At 57.5% G+C, this 17,397-nt stretch carries 13 protein-coding genes and 1 pseudogene; 3 read left to right on the top strand and 11 right to left on the bottom strand.

The annotated features are described in order from the left end of the window. Positions 1-164: 164 nt before the first annotated feature. Both DMP05_RS10100 and DMP05_RS03700 read left to right on the top strand, forming a co-directional pair. Positions 165-359, top strand: a pseudogene (locus DMP05_RS10100) (helix-turn-helix domain-containing protein); the annotation flags it as partial. Between the two features lie 180 nt (positions 360-539). After that, positions 540-1,754 (top strand): aminotransferase class I/II-fold pyridoxal phosphate-dependent enzyme, encoded by a 1,215-nt coding sequence (locus DMP05_RS03700; protein ID WP_244595035.1) that lies wholly within the window; start codon positions 540-542, stop codon positions 1,752-1,754. A gap of 157 nt (positions 1,755-1,911) precedes the next feature. Here DMP05_RS03700 and DMP05_RS03695 read toward each other — a convergent pair whose 3' ends face one another. The 10 genes from DMP05_RS03695 to serA all read right to left on the bottom strand — a co-directional run bounded on the left by DMP05_RS03695 (position 1,912) and on the right by serA (position 13,972). Beyond that, positions 1,912-2,118, bottom strand: coding sequence for a hypothetical protein (locus DMP05_RS03695; protein WP_123219219.1), 207 nt, complete (start codon positions 2,116-2,118; stop codon positions 1,912-1,914). A 55-nt stretch (positions 2,119-2,173) separates the two neighbouring features. Further along, entirely contained in the window at positions 2,174-2,857 is a 684-nt protein-coding gene (locus tag DMP05_RS03690; RefSeq protein ID WP_123219218.1) for a TIGR03936 family radical SAM-associated protein, read from the bottom strand. Beyond that, entirely contained in the window at positions 2,850-4,730 is a 1,881-nt protein-coding gene (locus tag DMP05_RS03685) for a TIGR03960 family B12-binding radical SAM protein (RefSeq protein WP_123219217.1), read from the bottom strand. Before DMP05_RS03685 ends, DMP05_RS03690 begins: the two co-directional genes overlap by 8 nt. A gap of 81 nt (positions 4,731-4,811) precedes the next feature. Further along, a complete protein-coding gene (locus tag DMP05_RS03680) occupies positions 4,812-6,065 on the bottom strand; it encodes a YcjF family protein (protein WP_244595029.1) in 1,254 nt (417 codons plus the stop codon). Between the two features lie 150 nt (positions 6,066-6,215). Next, positions 6,216-7,415 (bottom strand): rod shape-determining protein RodA, encoded by a 1,200-nt coding sequence (gene rodA, locus DMP05_RS03675; protein WP_123219216.1) that lies wholly within the window; start codon positions 7,413-7,415, stop codon positions 6,216-6,218. Continuing rightward, a complete protein-coding gene (mrdA, locus tag DMP05_RS03670) occupies positions 7,416-9,539 on the bottom strand; it encodes a penicillin-binding protein 2 (protein ID WP_123219215.1) in 2,124 nt (707 codons plus the stop codon). 9 nt (positions 9,540-9,548) lie between these two features. Then, positions 9,549-10,073: a rod shape-determining protein MreD gene (gene mreD, locus DMP05_RS03665; protein WP_123219214.1), complete on the bottom strand. Its 525-nt coding sequence runs from the start codon at positions 10,071-10,073 to the stop codon at positions 9,549-9,551. A gap of 2 nt (positions 10,074-10,075) precedes the next feature. Next, complete coding sequence (gene mreC, locus DMP05_RS03660; RefSeq protein ID WP_123219213.1) at positions 10,076-10,972, bottom strand: rod shape-determining protein MreC; 897 nt, start codon at positions 10,970-10,972, stop codon at positions 10,076-10,078. A 121-nt stretch (positions 10,973-11,093) separates the two neighbouring features. Continuing rightward, the gene (mreB, locus tag DMP05_RS03655; RefSeq protein ID WP_114615806.1) at positions 11,094-12,161 is read right to left on the bottom strand and encodes a rod shape-determining protein; all 1,068 of its coding nucleotides are present in this window, start codon (positions 12,159-12,161) and stop codon (positions 11,094-11,096) included. Positions 12,162-12,409: 248 nt separating this feature from the next. Next, entirely contained in the window at positions 12,410-13,972 is a 1,563-nt protein-coding gene (gene serA, locus DMP05_RS03650) for a phosphoglycerate dehydrogenase (RefSeq protein ID WP_183907124.1), read from the bottom strand. Positions 13,973-14,430: 458 nt separating this feature from the next. Between serA and DMP05_RS03645 the strand changes: the two genes are divergently transcribed. Further along, the gene (locus DMP05_RS03645) at positions 14,431-15,888 is read left to right on the top strand and encodes a DHA2 family efflux MFS transporter permease subunit (RefSeq protein WP_244595028.1); all 1,458 of its coding nucleotides are present in this window, start codon (positions 14,431-14,433) and stop codon (positions 15,886-15,888) included. A 284-nt stretch (positions 15,889-16,172) separates the two neighbouring features. On the opposite strand, the gene DMP05_RS03640 is transcribed toward DMP05_RS03645, so the two are convergent. Then, on the bottom strand, positions 16,173-17,267 hold the full coding sequence (locus DMP05_RS03640) for a N5-glutamine methyltransferase family protein (protein ID WP_123219211.1): 1,095 nt from the start codon (positions 17,265-17,267) through the stop codon (positions 16,173-16,175). Between the last annotated feature and the right edge of the window lie 130 nt (positions 17,268-17,397).

Here is a 17,397-nt window from a genome sequence, read left to right as displayed (position 1 = left end):
TTTACCATGCGTCGTTTGCAGGTTCAATTTTGTCGCATAAGTGAATCGCATAATTCTTCGGAATTCTTCGGAAGTTCAATTTCGAGCCATGATATAGTGTTCGAAATTGAACTTCTTCTTTTTTTGGACGCATTGAGTTCAATTTCGAATATCAAGGAGATGCGATGCCATCGAATGAATTCTCGACACGGCTCAAACAGGCCATGTCAGAAGCCGGAATGAACCAGGCCGATGTGATACACTCGGCGGCCCAGCACGACAAAAAGCTTGGCAAAAGCCAGGTAAGCCAGTATGTCAGCGGGAAAACCACGCCGCGCCGCGACGTCATGGAACTACTCGCGCGCATCCTGGACGTAGATGCCGCTTGGCTTTCCGGAAATACCCAAACTCGGCCAGCGCAGACGCACTCCCCTACGCGAGCTCCCGAGCGGCTTGAGACCGCATCTTCTACGAAATTGAACCAAAACAATTCAACAACCACGGGCCAGACACCAGTCTGCGAAACGCCAGCGCCCGAACAAACACCAAGGAGTGCCACCATGCGCGAATTCAAGAAATCATCTAAGCTCGACAACGTGCTCTACGACGTACGAGGCCCCGTCGTCGATGAAGCTGCTCGATTGGAAAAAGAAGGCCAACGAATCTTAAAGCTCAACATCGGAAATCCGGCTCCATTCGGTTTCCGCACCCCCGATGAGGTTATTCAAGACATGCGCCACCAGCTGCCTGAATGCGAAGGCTATTCCGATTCTCGCGGCCTATTTTCGGCACGCAAGGCAATCATGCAGTATGCCCAGCTCAAGCACATTCCCAACGTCGACATGGACGGTATTTACACCGGCAACGGCGTAAGCGAGCTCATCCAACTCTGCATGCAGGCGCTCCTCGACAACGGCGACGAGATTCTTATTCCAGCGCCCGATTATCCGCTGTGGACCGCATGCGCCACGCTCGCGGGCGGTACACCTGTTCATTATATTTGCGACGAGCAATCCGACTGGTTCCCTGACCTTGCCGACATGGAATCGAAAATCACGCCGCGAACCAAAGCGCTCGTCATCATCAACCCGAACAACCCCACAGGCGCGCTGTACCCACGCGAAGTGCTCGAGCAAATCGTCGAATTGGCCCGACGTCACGACCTGATGATTTTCAGCGACGAAATCTACGATCGCCTCGTCATGGACGGCCTGGAGCATATTTCCATCGCATCGCTCGCGCCTGATTTGCCCTGCGTAACATTCTCGGGCCTCTCAAAATCACATATGATCGCAGGCTATCGCATTGGCTGGATGATTTTCTCGGGCAACATGTCTTGCGCGAAAGACTTCCTGCTTGGCATCAATATGCTCTCAAACATGCGTTTGTGCTCGAACGTTCCCGCACAGTCCATCGTGCAAACGGCGCTCGGCGGACACCAGAGCGTGAATAATTACATCATCCCCGGCGGACGAATTTACGAACAACGCGAATACATCTACAACGCGCTGAACAGCATCGACGGCATTACCGCAGTGAAGCCGAAGGCCGCATTCTACATCTTCCCGAAGATTGACGTGAAGAAGTTCAACATCACCAACGACGAGCAGTTCGCTCTCGACCTGCTGCATCAAAAGAAGATTCTCATCACACGCGGCGGTGGCTTTAATTGGGGCGAGCCCGACCACTTCCGCATCGTGTACCTGCCGCGCATCGAAGTACTGAGCGAAGCTATGCGCGACCTGGAAGAATTCCTGTCAACGTATAGACAGTAACACGACCCGAAAGGCGAAGCGTCGATGCGACACCGGCGCTTCGCCCCCGACCGTCGGCGTTCAATTAAGGAACTTCAATTAAAAATGAAACGCCGCCAGGCGAGCGCATAGCGCCGGGACCGCCTCTGCGCCGCCCGTGCGCGCAAGATAAACGATCCTACAAGTCCACTGACTTCAAAATCGTCCAATCATAACCTTCGCCCGACACGATATCCATGGCAATCGAAGAATCAAGCGGCGTTGTGCATTCGACATCGAACTTCGCAATTGCATCCGCATCGTCGGCGGCCTCAATTTCCTTTTCCTCAAACACATATCGAACCGCCGTGACTTCCGACGTGGTGATATAGCGAACCTTATACATCGAACTCTCCCATCATCAAAGTGGGGCGGAAGCACGAACCTCCACCCCGCTTCATCTATTCCTTTGGAATTTCGCTTTGCTTCGTGCGCAGAATCGACGCAGCGCGAAGGCCCGAATCGGCAAGCATATGTTCGAGCAACACATCGGGGCGCAAACTGCCCGACGCCTTCGATTCAAGCGTGAAGCGGACAAGCGCACGGCTCTGCCCTTCTTCTCCAGGTTCCGCAGGTTCAACCTCAAGCTCGCCAACGACGAACTCGGAAGGAACAAGCACACGCTCCTTCTTCTTGCGAACCACCGTAATCTCGGAAGGAAGCGAAAGTTCGTGCGCTGCCGCGAGCACATCCATTTCGCAATCGCTCGAACGCGACGCCTCCAGGAGCGCCTCGTACGTCGAACGCGGATATGCCGCTGACGCCGCCGTCTCATCCTTGGTGATGTAACGCGCCGCGTGCGGCATAAGATCAGGCGCACTCGACGCCCGAAGACGGGCTAAGGCCTCCTCGGGCGGCACGTAGTCGGTGAGCGACACGTCGAAAATCTCTTCCAAACCACCCACGCCCACAGGCAGCGCAGAGCCGAAAGCCTGCTTCATATGCGGTGAAAACCCCTGACTTACGGCATAAGGCAACCCGGCGCGGCGCACCGCACGTTCCAAGGCGCGCGCAATCTCGAGATGCGAAAGCATGACCAAACGACCGGTTTCAGCGTAGGTCACGCGCAAACGGAAATCAGCCATGACGCTCCTCCTGGCATTGGATGTCGATATTGAGCTTCGGACACACGCCACACGCCGAGCAGCGTTCGTAGCTGCAGTCGGGCGTCGTGCGTTCCTCCTGCGCCAAGCGACGCTCACGACGGAAAAAGCGCGTGGTCACGCCAACTGAAAGGTGATCCCACGGTGTAACCCAGCTCGTTTCGTATTGGCCTTGGGCGATGCCTTCCATATCAACGCCGCATTCCGCACACGCCGCTCGCCACGTATCAAGCGAGAAAAACTCGGTCCACGCGTCAAAGCGCGCGCCGTGGCGCCAGGCGGTTTCGACGACATCGCACACCTCTCGCCCGCCACGGCTCATCATGGCCTCGACGAGCGAAACGTCGGGCTCATGCCAATGCACGTCGACCGCGCGATATTTCACACTCGATCGCAAGAGGTTGATGCGCCTATGGGCCTCTTCGGTCGTGATCTGGCCATCCCATTGGAAAGGCGTTTGGGCCTTCGGCACAAACAGCGCGCACGAGATGGAGACTTTCACGCTGCCGCGTGCCTCGGGCGGCGTAGCTTTCTTCGCACGGTCGTAAGCACGCTGAGCAAGGCTCGCGATGCCCTTGATATCGTCATCGGTCTCGGTAGGAAGGCCGATCATGAAGTAAAGCTTGCAGCGACGCCAGCCAGCAGCGAATGCCGCATCAATAGCGCCAAATAGGTCATCCTCGCACACGCCCTTGTTAATGACGTCGCGCAATCGCTGCGTGCCAGCTTCCGGCGCAAACGTCAGGCCGCCGCGCTTTCCGCCCGCGACCAACTCAGCCATTTCGACACCGAACGAATCCAAACGCTGGCTTGGAATCGATACCGAAATGCCCTTTCCATCGAGACCGCGATTCAAGCGACGCAGAATTTCCTCGATTTGGCTATGGTCAGTCGAAGAAAGCGACGTGAGGCTCACCTCATCGTAGCCAGTTTCAGCAAGTCCGCGTTGAACAGCGGAAACGATGTTGTCAGCGGAACGCTCGCGCACAGGACGATACATCATGCCCGCTTGGCAGAAACGGCATCCGCGCGTACAACCACGCAGAATTTCAACGTTCAGACGGTCATGCACGAGTTCCGCGAACGGCACCACAGTCGGCTCCCAGGCAGGAGAGGTCGCGAAATCTCTCCAAATGCGCTTCACGATATTCGCGGGCACATCCTCGTATTTCGGGCGCACCCATGCGCCTGTTTGCTGCGCCTCATCCTCATCAAGCACATCGTAGAGCGAGGGCACATAGCAGCCCTCCAAATGCGAAGCAGCGCGCAAAAACTCAGCGCGCGACGCGCCCGCTTGCTTCATTTTCCGATGCAAAACGAGCAGTTCAGGAAGCGACTCTTCACCTTCGCCCAACAAAAACACGTCGAAAAACGCTGAAAAAGGCTCGGCATTGAACGCGCAGGGGCCGCCCGCCACGATAAGCGGGTTCGACTCGTCTCGATCGGCGGCACGCAGCGGAATGCGTCCCAAATCGAGCATTTCAAGCACGTTGGTGGCGACGAGCTCGTGAGACAACGAGAAACCCACCGCGTCAAACTCATGCAGCGGCGCGCAGCTTTCCAGTGAAAACGCAGGAACGCCCTCGCGGCGCATGAGGTCAATCATGTCGGCCGCAGGAAGATAGCCGCGCTCGGCATACATACCGTCGACGGCGTTCACCACATTGCACAGAATGCGCACGGCCTGGTTCGGCTGCCCAAGCTCGTAGGTATCGGGGTAAATCATGCAGAAGTGATAGTCGGCATCGTCTTTATACGTGCAACCCCATTCGTGGTTCAAATAGCGTGCCGGACGGCTGATGTCGCGCCCCGCGTCGCGCAAAAGCCCCTCAATGCGAGGCCAAAGATTTTGCATATGAAATCCCTCATGTCGAAGAAGACGATTGCAGGTAGAGAAAGCTTGCGCGTCCGCCAACCAAGACGAACGCGCGTCATATTATTCGGAATCGTGCGCCGAAGCTTCAACGGCATCGGCAGCGGCGCCCGCTCGGGCCGCACCAGTGGCCGCAGCCTGCGCCGCAGACGCTGCGGCGTTCGCAACGGCACGCATGGCTCCCGCGGCCACTCCAGGCGCCTGCGCAACCGCGGCACGAACGCGGCCCGTGGCAGCATTTTTCGCCTGAAGTCCAAGCGATGCTACAAAGCCCTTTGCCGCTCGTCCGGCAGCCGTCTCGTCGGCAGCGCGAGACGCCGCAGCGCGCGCCTCGTCGACCACGGCGCCTACGCCGGCCATATTGCCGCCGTGCTCGAAATACTCGGCGGCAGCCATGCCCATGGCCCACGTGCCCGCATAGCCTACGCCGGCCTTCACCACCCAACCGACAGCAGGCACAAGACCCGCCACCTGACGCGCAACCGTGCGACACGCAAGTCCGCCGCCTACAACGGCTGCAAGCTCCTTCACTCGGTCGGCCGAAAGCGGCTGTCCGTACGCCGCGGCGATTTGGATGACCATCTTCGTCTGGTTCAGCGTCATAATGGGGAAATCGGCGCCGGGAATGAATATCACAAGGCCAATACCTGCATTCTGGAAAGCCGTCGAACGAACCGATTCCATCGAAAGGGGCTTACGCACGAAATCGAACGCCTGCGCGAACGCAAGACGCTTCTCGCGAAATGCCGCAACCACCCACTCGCCCATCTTTGTGCGAAGCTGTTCATGGTAAGCGGCGCACATCGGCAACGGTTCAAGCGAAAACGGGTCTTCGGGGTCGACCTCGCGGCCCGAAATCGCGCCTTCTTTCGTAACAACGAGCGGCTCATGGAGCGTAACCACACCGTCGATTTCAGGGTTGGGAGCAATCACATCGGCTGCATCGATGGGGTGGCCCGCCGCTTCAGCAGCGCCATTCACGCATTCAGGAAGCGTCGTGACGACCATAACGGGAATGCCTTCGCCATGAAGACGAGAGACGATTTCGCCGATTTCCGGCGTGAAACCGGCAGCAATAACTGCCATATCGCTGCGAGCATCAAACGCGATATGGGCGTCTTCGAAATAGTTCACCGAAACGCGCGCTTGCGGGCTCGCGCTCGCGAAACTCGAACGCACGAAAGCCGTAAGGTCGTCAGGCGCGGTATCGTCGAGCAAAACAGACACGCACAAAGGCACCGAACGAGCCGCCTCGACATCAGTGGCCTCTTGCAACACGGCCATCACATCAATAGGCATCTTGGGCATTTTCGGCATATCAATTGCCTCCTCGCATTTCGGCCTCAGGTCTCATGGTTCTCATTTCAAACCATTATAGCGGCACCTCGGCGCTCGATAGAGAAACCCACAACAAGCGACAAGGCGTTGCCTCGACGTTGACCACCCTTGGTCACACGTCCCACAGTCCTATCCCTTATGCGCATATACGCTGCCAATAAGGCCGAGCAGCGCGAAGTTCACCATCATAAACGACGATCCGTAGCTCATGAACGGCAACGGAATGCCCGTAATGGGCATAAGCCCAATGTCCATGCCGATATTCTCGAGAATCTGGAAGAGCCACATGCCCACAATGCCCATCACGATGAGCGTCCCGAACAAATCGCTCGACTCGCGCGCGATGCGAATCGACACCAGAACGAGCGCCAGATACAGAGCGAGAAGCACCAGGGCGCCCATAAAGCCGAACTGCTCGGCAAGCACGCAGAAAATGAAGTCAGTCGCCGATTCCGGAACGAAGCCCAGGCTCGATTGCGAACCATTGAGCAGGCCTTTTCCGAAAAGCCCGCCCGACCCGATAGCAATCATAGCCTGATTGAGGTTAAAACCCGTGCCCGTCACGTCGGCGCTCGGGTCCAAGAACACGAGCAAGCGGTTGCGCTGGTACTGCTTCAGCAAAACATAATCGCCCGTCGCATTCTTCAGCACCTCATCAATCGCGAACACCGCGACAATCAACCCCACGAACACGCCAAGTAGCACGATCAAATACTTCCAGCGCGCGCCGCCCATAATAAGTGCCACGGCGCCAATGACCAAGTAGACCAAACCCGTTCCCAAGTCGGGCTGCGTCATAATGCACAAAAACGGAATCGCGATATACGCGAGCGCCCTGATGAACTCACGCGGATCGTCGAGCCTGCCACCGAACTTCGACATAACGGCGGCATCGAGCAAAATCACGGTGATTTTCGCGAATTCGCCCGGCTGCAGCTGAATGCCGATTTTGACCCAGCTTTGCGCGCCTTTGCTCTCGACGCCAATGACGGGCAAATGCGGCGACAAAATGAGCACCACGTTCACGATAAGCAGGAACGTCGTGTAATTCGCAAGACGCCGATAATCGAAGGAATAACAGATGAGCATGGCGACAACACCCATTGCCACGCCCATGAGCTGACGCGAGAACGAATAGTTCTCGTTCGTTTGAATCGCCGACCATACCACGAGCAGACCGTAGCCCAAAAGCGCCACAACCACCAGCACCAAAGGAACGGGAACGGCATCGATGGCACGTTTCGGGCGGCCCGACCCGCCCAACGGCGATGCGCTGATATACTGCCCCTTCGGCGTGCGCACACGGTCAATTTCGTTGAAACCAGCCATTTAGTCCACCCGTCCAGCGCCCGTTCCGGCGTACTCGATAATCTCAGTCACTTCTTCGATGACAGCAGGATCGCCCGAAATTGTGCCGTCGCCAAGCTTGATGCAACCATCCATAACGGCGGCGGCAATAGGAGCCGCGGCATCGGCGCCCGCGCCGCCTTCGGTAATAACACATGTCACAACATACTTCGGATTGTCGTAAGGCGCATACATCGCAAACCACGCGTAACCATCGTGGTCGGCCCATTCGCCCGTACCCGTTTTGCAAGCGCATTGGTAATCGTATTGCTTGAGCATAGTGGGCAGGCCGCCATCTTCTTCAGCAACGCCGCGAAGCGCGTCTCGCATGATCTCGAGATGTGCTTTCTCGACATCGGGCATCGTGCCCTTCTTCGGCTCACGCGAAACCACTGTCTCACCTGAAGAATTGCGCACTTCCTTCAGAAGATTCGGCACAGGAAGCGTTCCCGTGGCGATACCTGCATAGCCCACGGCCATTTGCAGAGGCGTCACGAGCACGTTGCCTTGGCCAATCACCATGTTGGTCATATCGCCCGGCTGCCACTGGCCCTCTTCGGGTGCGTTACGGAAGTATTCCTTTTTCCATTCAGGCGTCGGTATAACGCCCTGCGCTTCATCGGGAAGCTCGATGCCCGTCTTCGAACCTAAGCCAAATTCCTTGATGTAGTTTTGCATGGCATCGTCGCCGATTTTAGAGCTCGCGTCATAAAAGTTCTTTGCGATTTCGTAGAACACGACGTCACACGACACCACAATACCGCGTCGAAGGTCAATTGCGCCATGGCCCGTTGTAAGCCAGCATTTCTGTGCATACGCTTCGCCGAAACCCGTCCATGTACCCGAGCAATTCCACGAAGTCGAAGAACTCGCGAACCCATAATTGAGCGCGGCAAGACCGGTAAATGCCTTGAATGTCGACGCGGCCGGATACTGGCCCGCAATACAGCGATTCATGAGCGGCGCGTATGAACTATCGGAATTGTTGTAGCGATCCCAATTTTCTTGAGACACACCGCCAACGAAATTCGTCGGATCAAACGTGGGGAAATTCGCCATGCAAACCACGTTGCCCGTATCGACCTCCATAGCCACAACAGCGCCAGCCGTACCTGTGCCGCCACCTATAACGCCATTGGGAGCAATGAGTTCTTTAAGCTTCTGCTCGGCAATCGATTGCACACGCGCAGAAATCGTGAGATACACGTCGTTGCCCTGACTGGCCGGCGTTTCGCTTTTCACCTCATGCACCACGCCATCGGCATCCGTCACGACCACGCGTTCGCCGTGCGCACCGGAAAGGTAGCCGTCGTATACCGACTCAACGCCAGACTGGCCGACCTCGTCACCGCTTTCATAATCCATTCCCGCAGGCGGATTTTTCAAAACGCTGTCGGAAACCGTGCCGACATAGCCAAGCACTTGGCTCGCGAGGGCTTTATACGGATATACGCGATGCGTGCGCTCCTGCACATCGACGCCCGGAAACGCATCGGGGTGCTCGGCAATAAAAGCAACGTCGCGGCTTCGCGGGGCCGACGACACCTCGCGCTGGGCCTGCGCGCCACCCGACGTGTCTTTGATGCGTTGGCGCACAACGGCATAAGGCAAACCGAGCAAAGCTGAAAGGCGCAGAAGTGTTGTGCGGTCGTCAGCTACATCGGCATCGGCCAGAACGGCGGGACGCGTTTTGTTGTCGACCATCACGATGCCCTGTGTATCGAAAATACGACCGCGTGCGGCAGGCGTCTTAATGGTTTTGTACTGATTCTCGTTGGCTTCTTCCACATACTGTTTGTTCGAGAGCACCTGCATGCTCCACAACTTCGCCGTCAAGCTGCCAAACACAGCCGCAATAAGCACGCCGATTGCCATGAAGCGCGATTTCAATCGCTCGCGCACTCCGCCAGTCGCAGCACCCATAGGAGAGCTCGTGCCCACCGAAGAAGAGCCCGTACGCGTCTGGAACGGGATGGCCGAGCCAATTGATGTCACCGATTTCGGCACGGAGCTGCCCGGTTTGATGTTTCGGGCCCTAAAGAAAACAAAAAGCGCCACGCCTGCAACGACGATAACGACAAGCGCGGCCATGATAGCGTAAACCATGCGACACCCTTAGCGAAGACGAACGGTCGAGGAAGTTGGCGCCTTGTGAGAAGGCGCTGCCGCCGCAAACATGTGCGTCGTAATAGGCAGCACGATAAGGGCCATCGCGCAATCGTAGAGCGCGCAAGGAAGCGCACGTTGGCCAAGCGCTTCTATAACCGACACATCAACCGACAAAATATAAAAACCTGCATAGAGCACTTCCACCAGAAGAAAGCACCCCATAGAAATAGCAAGCGAAGCGCCAAGCGTATCGTTGCCGAAGAAACCCGCCGCCCGGCTCGTAAGAAATGCGATAAGCGTATAGAGCCCAGCGCACACACCGACCGTCGATGTTCCCACAAGGTCCATGACAAGACCTGCAAAAAATGCCATCACAAGCACCGAATCACGTCGCAAAAGCATGGCGGCAATGCCTACGTAAACCAAAACTAAATCGGGCATTGACCCCAGGATGACAAGATTGGGCGCGAGTACGATTTGCAGCACGACAGCGACCACGGCACCCACCACAAGCAGCACCGACTCACGCATGCCTACGCACCGCCCTCGGAGGAACCGCCATCGGAAGACGAAGCATCGCTCGTACCCGAAAGGTCGCCTTCGGACCCCATGCGAAGAACGACCGTAAGTTCCTCCAGCGGATCGGCGGAGCTGAACGGTTCCACCACAATAGTTCGATCCGACGTTCCCGCCGCATTGATGACGTTCACGACTGTGCCAAGCGCAACGCCGCGGAAATACGAACCGCCCAGACCCGACGTGATAACGGTATCGCCCACATTGACTTCGGTCGAGGTATCGAGGTCTTCCAAATACAGAAGGCCCGCGATGGAGCCGCGCACCACGCCTTCGGCGCGATTCGACTGCAACACGACTGAAACGCCCGATTGGGGGTCAGAGATCAAACGAACTCGGCACGTGAGCGGCGAAACCTCGATAACCTGACCCACCAAGCCGCTGCCGCCAACAACGGGAAGGCCGCACTCAACGCCGGAGGCAGAGCCAACGTTGAGCGTAACCACGCGATTCCAGGCATCGGTCCCCTTGCCGATCACGCGACCCGTAACGCCTGAAAAATCGTATTTATCGGACAGGTCGAGCAAACCTTGCAGTCGCTGAGCCTCGCCGCGGTATTCCTGAAGCTCGGCAAGCTGAGCCTTGAGCTGAGCGTTCTCGTCGCGAAGCTGCGTGTATGAGGAATCGGAGGCCGTGGCGTTTTGAATCGCATCGCCCGCGGCGTCTTCGGCATAGGCAACGCCCACACCCACAAACTGAAGAGGCGCTGCAACCATGCCCACCCCCGCCTGCACGCTGTGCACGGGGCCGGAAGACTCCTCATTGGAATACACGCTCGAAAGCACGGCGGAAACGATGAGCAGCACAACAAGAAGTGCGGCGCCGCCAATCGTCTTCGATGAGTCATTGAGCATTTGTTGTTTTCGGGCCATAGATGTCTAAAGCTCGCTTCCTTCTATAAAACGATGCGCCGAGCCTGTTGCAGCCCGGCGCAAAGTGAATCCTATTTCTTGCGCCGCCGTGCGCGGACGCTCATTATTTCGAACGCATTAACGTTTGTTTGAGCGCCGTAGGGGTCTCAAGAACCTTAAGGCAGCCCATGGCGACGTTCGTAAGCGCCGTTTCGCTCGTCCAAACGGGAATCTCGAGGCGCGACGTAAGATAGCGATCGAGGCCAGAAAGCAGGCCGCCGCCGCCCGTGAGCAAAATGCCATTCGAGATGATGTCGCTCGCGAGGTCGGGGTTGGTTTTCTTGAACGTTTCTTTGATGTGCACAACCATTTCTTCAATGGGAGGCTGAAGCGCCGCACGAACGTCTTCCGACTGAATCGTAACTTCGCGAGGTTGCTCGGTAACGACGTCCTGGCCAGAAATAATCATGTCTTTCTCGCGGCCATCTTCAAAGGGAAGGATGGAGCCGATTTTGATTTTGATGATTTCGGCCGTGCGCTCGCCCACTTTGATGCCGAGCAGGTCGCGCAGATACATGGCGATTGCCTCGTCCATCTTGTTGCCTGCCAAGCGCAGCGACGAAGACGTCACGATGCCGCCAAGGGAAATAACAGCGACTTCGGTAGTACCGCCGCCGATATCGACCACCATGGAGCCAGTAGGTTCGGTCACGGGCAAGTCGGCGCCCATGGCGGCGGCCATGGGTTCCTCGATGAGATACGCCTGGCGAGCTCCCGACTGAATAGCGGCTTCGAACACGGCACGCTTTTCAACCGAAGTGGCGCCGCACGGAATGCAAATAACAATGCGGGGCTTCGCCTGCCACGGATAGCGGCGTTCAATGGCCTTGTTGATAAAGGCCGAAAGCATAGCCTCGGTCACGTCGTAATCGGCGATAACGCCATCGCGCAACGGATGCTCCGCCGAAAACGCGTCAGGCGTGTGGTTAATCATTTGCTTGGCTTCATGACCCACTGCGAGCACGCGATGCGTGCTGCGCTCAATGGCGACAACGCTGGGCTCGTTAAGCACAACGCCCTCGCCGGTTATAGCAACAAGCGTGTTCGCAGTGCCCAGATCGATTGCCAAATCGACCGAAGAAGCACCGCCGAAACCGCCGGTAAACTTGCTGAAGAAGTCCATAAACGACATAGAGAGTGTCCTTTTCCGCTTCGTTTTCTCTACGTGTGATAAGCGCGTCGACAATATCGAACATCGCGAATATACCAGCTTGGTATTCTATCACGCGAAAGAGCAGTGCTCGCCGCAGGAGAAAGATGCACATAATTCGATAATGCAGGGCACCCATTACATACCCCGCCGAAGCGCACGGCGAACAAAGCGATTGCGCCCCGAGATGCCGACGGCACCCCAAGGCGCAAACAAAACCATGGCGGGGCTTACAAACGAATCGCCCAGGAATTCGTTGCATCAATCGCCTGCGCGACTCGCTCAATAACCTCAGACGAAGGCTCGCTTTCAACGTTGAGGAACACGAGTACCTCGCGGCAATCGGCGCGCTTGCCAATAGCCATAGTCGAGATGTTGATGCCCTCTTCGCCCAAAATGGTGCCCATGCGGCCTACCTGGCCAGGCTCGTCGGCATACGTAAAAATCAGAGCATGGTCGCCCGGCACCACATCGAGTCGATAACCCAAAATCGAAACAACATGGACCTCTCGATGCGCTCCTGGCACGGTTGCGGAAATCTCCAAGCCATCGGCCTCCATGCTCACAATGGAATCATAGCCACGCGAATCGCTCGCCTGCTGGGCCTCCATCTTAATGCCGTGGCGACGCGCGGAAGCATCGGCGTTTTCGGTTGAGACGCTCGCCTGGCCTTCACGCGACAGCATGCCCGAAAGCGTTGCCGCCGAAAGCACCTGCATATCGCCCGCACATGAACCCGAGGCGACAATAGAAAGTGCCTTGGGAACTTCGCGCGCGAGCTGTGTGAGCACGCTTCCGCACATCTGACATGCGGGAATATAGGCGGCAGCGGCCTCGTCGACCTCCTTGGAAACCATGTTCACAACCGTCGGCACCACAAGGCCCTCAAGGCCGTTAGCGACGTAACGTGCGATATTCACGCCGGCGCGCATTTGCGCTTCAAGCGTATTGGCCCCCAAATGGGGAGTGAGCACCGCGCGGTCGAACTCGGCGAGCGGCGTTTCCGCGGAAGGCTCGGCCTCGAGCATATCGATGCCGCACGCAAAAACGCGGCCGGCCGCCATAAAATCGGAAAGGGCCTTTTCGTCAATGACGCCGCCTCGTGCCGTGTTCACGATGACAACGCCATCTTTCATCTGGGCAAACTGTTCAGCTGCAAACATATGGTACGTGCCATCGGTACGGGGAACGTGCACCGTGATGAAATCGGCGATAGGAAGCACTTCGTCCATGGAATCGAACAGCGTGACGCCGAGCTGGCTTGCGCGAGCCGCCGAGCAATACGGGTCGAAGCCCACAACGCGCATGCCGAACGCGTGGGCGCGCTCGGCAACGAGACCGCCAATGCGCCCAAGACCAAAAATGGCAAGCGTCTTTTCATAGAGTTCGTGGCCCATGAAGCGATCGCGGCTGAATTTACCCGCATGCATCGCAGCATCGGCGGCGGGAATTTCGCGAGCCGCCGAAAGCATGAGCGCCATAGTATGCTCGGCTGCCGAAACGATATTGCTCGTAGGAACGTTGCATACGAGAATGCCATGCTCGCTTGCGGCATCGACATCGATGTTGTCGCACGTCACGCCAGCGCGGCCGATAATCTTGCAATTCGTTGCCGCTTCAATCACCTCTCGCGTGACCTGGGTGGCAGAGCGAACGATAAGGGCGTCATAGGCCCCGACGCACTCGAGCAGCTCGTTCGGGGACAGGCCGAAGCGCTCATCGACTTCGTAGCCCTTCCCTTTCAAAATGTCGATGCCCTCGTCGACAATTTTATCGGTCACCAGAATCTTCATTGCGATTCGCCTTTCACCGCGACCACGCCCGCACTGCGCGGGTGCGCATTTCGTTATAAGAGATTCGTCGATTATACCCACGCTTCGTTTCGAATCGCGAAACCTTCGGCAAGCGAGCACAGAGCATCTCGCGGGCGGCAAATTGACGATTCGTGAACGTCGAACGCGTTCGCTTGCGCCGCGCCACAGCATTTTGCTAAGGTTGCCCGTCGCAATGTTTCAAGATTACGCCAACATATATCGGCACGTGCGCCGCATCGAATCCTTCCTCGCCGAAGAAGGAGCGCCTACGCACGCCCCCGCGGCCCCCTCGCTTTCCTCAATGCTGATCTGAGGCCATCCTCAAATCCCATAGATGCGCCGTTTCCGCATAACGCGGTTGTCGCATCGCGCTTATTTTCATCGCTTCACAGAGCGATATGCCCTTTTGCGCTCAAATCCCAAACGAAGGAGACCTTTTGACATCCAATCAAGCTTCCGGAAAAACAACCGCACGACAAATCCGTATCGTGGGAGTCGTGGTGTTCGGCGCGTTTTTAGCGCTGCTGAATCAAACCGTCATGTCGCCCGCGCTACCCGCAATCATGACCGACTTCGGCATCGATGCCTCGACGGCACAATGGATCATGTCGATTTATCCGCTCGTGAGCGGCATCATGGTGCCTGTTTCAGCATTTCTGATTGACAGGTTCTCGACCCGCGTGCTCTTCTTCGCCGCCACGGCAGCATTCGCCGCAGGAACCGCGCTTTGTGCAGCAGCGCCTACATTTTTCCTGCTCATTTGCGGTCGTGTGCTGCAAGCGGCCGCCTCGGGCGTGCTTTTGCCGCTTGTTTCCGTCGTCCCGATGCTCGTCTTCCCCGTTGAAAAACGCGGCACCGCCATGGGCGTTGCGGGCATCGTGATGTCGGCCGGCCCCGCCGTTGGCCCCGTGCTTGGCGGCGCGATCATCGACGCCTACGGCTGGCGCGTAACGCTCGGCTGCATTGTGCCGCTCGCCATTGTCGTGCTGCTCTGTGGCGTGTTTTTGCTCGAAAACGTTGGCGAAGCAAAGCGTCCCAAACTCGATGTCGCATCAATCGCGCTTTCCACCATCGCATTCGGCGGCCTGCTCTACGGATTCTCGAGCGCCTCGACGCTTGGCTGGACGAGCATCGCAGTGCTCGGCACTATTATTGCGGGCATCGTATGCCTTATCGCATTCGTCAAACGCCAGCTTACGCTCGAGGAGCCGCTGCTCGATTTGCGCTGCCTGAAATCGAGCGATTTTGCCGTTGCCGCCATCGTGGTGACGCTCATCAACGCGGCGTGCCTCGTCACCAACACCCTGCTCCCCATTCTGCTCCAAACGGCCATGGGCGCATCGGCGCTCGAAACGGGCATTGTCATGCTGCCCGCGGCTGCAGCCGGCATTCTCATCAGCCCTATTTCGGGTATCGTATTCGACAAGTTCGGCCCGCGCACGATTTCCGTGGGAGGCCTCGTGCTTATGACAGCAGCGCTCTTCGCCCTGTCTCGCATGAACGCGAACTCATCCATCGTGCTCGTAGCCGTGCTTTGCGCGGCTCAAGCCGTGGGGCAATCTCTCGCGAACATGCCCGTAAACACATGGGGCATCAATGCGCTTCCCAATGACAAAATCGCCCATGGCAACGCAATCGCCAACACCGGTCGCCAAGTTGCCGGCGGTTTGGGCACGGCGCTTGTCGTGACCCTTATGACGAGCATCACCGCAAGCTCTCTGGGACAAGGCATGGCAACCGAAGCCGCAACGGCAGCAGGAACAAGCGCCGCCTATATGGCGTGCGCAGCAATTGGCCTGGTCGCGCTTATCTTCGGCATACTGAAGATACGAAACCCGAAACGCCAAGAAAGCGTTCACGTTCTCGAAAAGAACGGCGTCGAGGTAAACGAATAGCCGCAAAGGCGCTTCGCCAGACGCCTGAAAAGCTCTCAAGAAAGGCATCTGGCACCAGTACCGACACCAGATGAGCCACCAAGAAGTCTTGCCCACCAGAAGCGTTTTCGCTCCGCTGGAAAAGACCCCTCTACAACGAAACGCCCAGGCGCAACAAGCGCCTGGGCGTTTACTTTTACAGTGTTTTTTCATTGGTGCTTCTACCCGTGAGGCATTTGCCCCACGAAACAACGTTCGTTTGAACACGGTCTTACAATCCTGAAAACCGAGAGGCGCGTTCCACCTTAGGCCACAACATTTGGCTTGCGCGCGGTAAGCACACGGGGCCGTCCAGCCAAGTCATCGACAATGCGAACGTCAGTAAAGCCACAACTCTCGGCAAAAGTCGCTGCCGCATCAAGGCAGGTCTCATGAAGCTCCACGGCAAAGCCGCCACCAGCCGCAAGGGCGCGAATCGCCCACATCGCCAAGGGCCTATACAAATCAAGGCCATCGCATCCGCCGTCGAGCGCGAGTTCGGGTTCGTGCTCGGTTACCTCAGTCGGCATGCTATCGAGCACCTGCGTAGGAATATAGGGCGGGTTGCTCACAACGAGAGAAAGCTTGCCCATAAAACGATCCCCCACAGGCGCGCCCAAATCGCCCTGAAGCACGGCAACGTGCTTTTCCAGGCCCAAAGCTGCCACGTTCTCTTTCGCAAGAGCGATTGCCTCGGGAGCAATATCGCAGGCCAGCACGCGCGTTTTCGGGTTTTCGAAAGCGATAGAGCACGCAATGCAGCCCGAGCCCGTGCAAATATCGGCGACATACAGCACGTCGTCGCACGAGCTATCGGCCTCTTCGCGAGAAGCCTCGATTGTGGCATCTGCGACGCGCTCGACCTCGCCCCCAACGCCCCTAGCCCCATCTTGGCCCGGCAGCACTCCATCGACCACACCCGACGTTTCAAGATCCGCTTTCGCTGCGGTTTCCGCCTGCAGCTCCTCAAATTCATCCACCGTGAGGGTTGAATCCAAAGCACGGCGACGTTCGGGGGCGGGCAAAAGAGCCAACGCCTCGCTCACGAGCACTTCCGTTTCGGGGCGCGGAATGAGCACGCCTTCGCGCACTTTCACGGCAATATGTCGGAAGGCCACCTCTCCTGTGATGTACTGAAGCGGCTCGCCCGCGCCCCTACGCGCTACCCAATCGCGCAACGTAGCGCGCTCATCAGGCGAAAGGGGGCGCTCGAAGTTAACATATAGCTCGACGCGACGCATATGGCACGCCTCGCACAAGAGCCACTCAGCCGAAAGGCGTGGGTTTTCATCGCCCTTGCGCTGAAGATAGCCGCGACACCAATCGAGCGCCGCCTGAATGGTCCACACCTCGTCGGACATTTCTCTCTTCTCTCTCTTCGCGGAAAGGCGCCGCGCTCTGCAACAAATAAAGAAGTACGAGCCCCGTCGTGCGTCATAAGGCACGCCTGGAACGTTGTGCCGTTGACGTATGACGGGGCTCGTCCGGCGG

This window comes from Slackia isoflavoniconvertens (genome assembly GCF_003725955.1).
Taxonomy (GTDB): domain Bacteria; phylum Actinomycetota; class Coriobacteriia; order Coriobacteriales; family Eggerthellaceae; genus Slackia; species Slackia isoflavoniconvertens.
The sequence above is the reverse complement of the archived record's forward strand: the minus strand, read 5'-3'. Positions and strand labels throughout refer to the sequence as shown.

What these genes read in the sequence shown, in the direction of transcription:
- mrdA (WP_123219215.1), bottom strand. Translation starts at nt 9,539, where the DNA reads ATGGTTTACGCTATCATGGCCGCGCTTGTCGTTATCGTCGTTGCAGGC.
- DMP05_RS03640 (WP_123219211.1), bottom strand. Translation starts at nt 17,267, where the DNA reads ATGTCCGACGAGGTGTGGACCATTCAGGCGGCGCTCGATTGGTGTCGC.
- DMP05_RS03680 (WP_244595029.1), bottom strand. Translation starts at nt 6,065, where the DNA reads ATGCCGAAAATGCCCAAGATGCCTATTGATGTGATGGCCGTGTTGCAA.
- mreC (WP_123219213.1), bottom strand. Translation starts at nt 10,972, where the DNA reads ATGCTCAATGACTCATCGAAGACGATTGGCGGCGCCGCACTTCTTGTT.
- rodA (WP_123219216.1), bottom strand. Translation starts at nt 7,415, where the DNA reads ATGGCTGGTTTCAACGAAATTGACCGTGTGCGCACGCCGAAGGGGCAG.
- DMP05_RS03690 (WP_123219218.1), bottom strand. Translation starts at nt 2,857, where the DNA reads ATGGCTGATTTCCGTTTGCGCGTGACCTACGCTGAAACCGGTCGTTTG.
- serA (WP_183907124.1), bottom strand. Translation starts at nt 13,972, where the DNA reads ATGAAGATTCTGGTGACCGATAAAATTGTCGACGAGGGCATCGACATT.
- DMP05_RS03695 (WP_123219219.1), bottom strand. Translation starts at nt 2,118, where the DNA reads ATGTATAAGGTTCGCTATATCACCACGTCGGAAGTCACGGCGGTTCGA.
- mreB (WP_114615806.1), bottom strand. Translation starts at nt 12,161, where the DNA reads ATGTCGTTTATGGACTTCTTCAGCAAGTTTACCGGCGGTTTCGGCGGT.
- mreD (WP_123219214.1), bottom strand. Translation starts at nt 10,073, where the DNA reads ATGCGTGAGTCGGTGCTGCTTGTGGTGGGTGCCGTGGTCGCTGTCGTG.
- DMP05_RS03700 (WP_244595035.1), top strand. Translation starts at nt 540, where the DNA reads ATGCGCGAATTCAAGAAATCATCTAAGCTCGACAACGTGCTCTACGAC.
- DMP05_RS03685 (WP_123219217.1), bottom strand. Translation starts at nt 4,730, where the DNA reads ATGCAAAATCTTTGGCCTCGCATTGAGGGGCTTTTGCGCGACGCGGGG.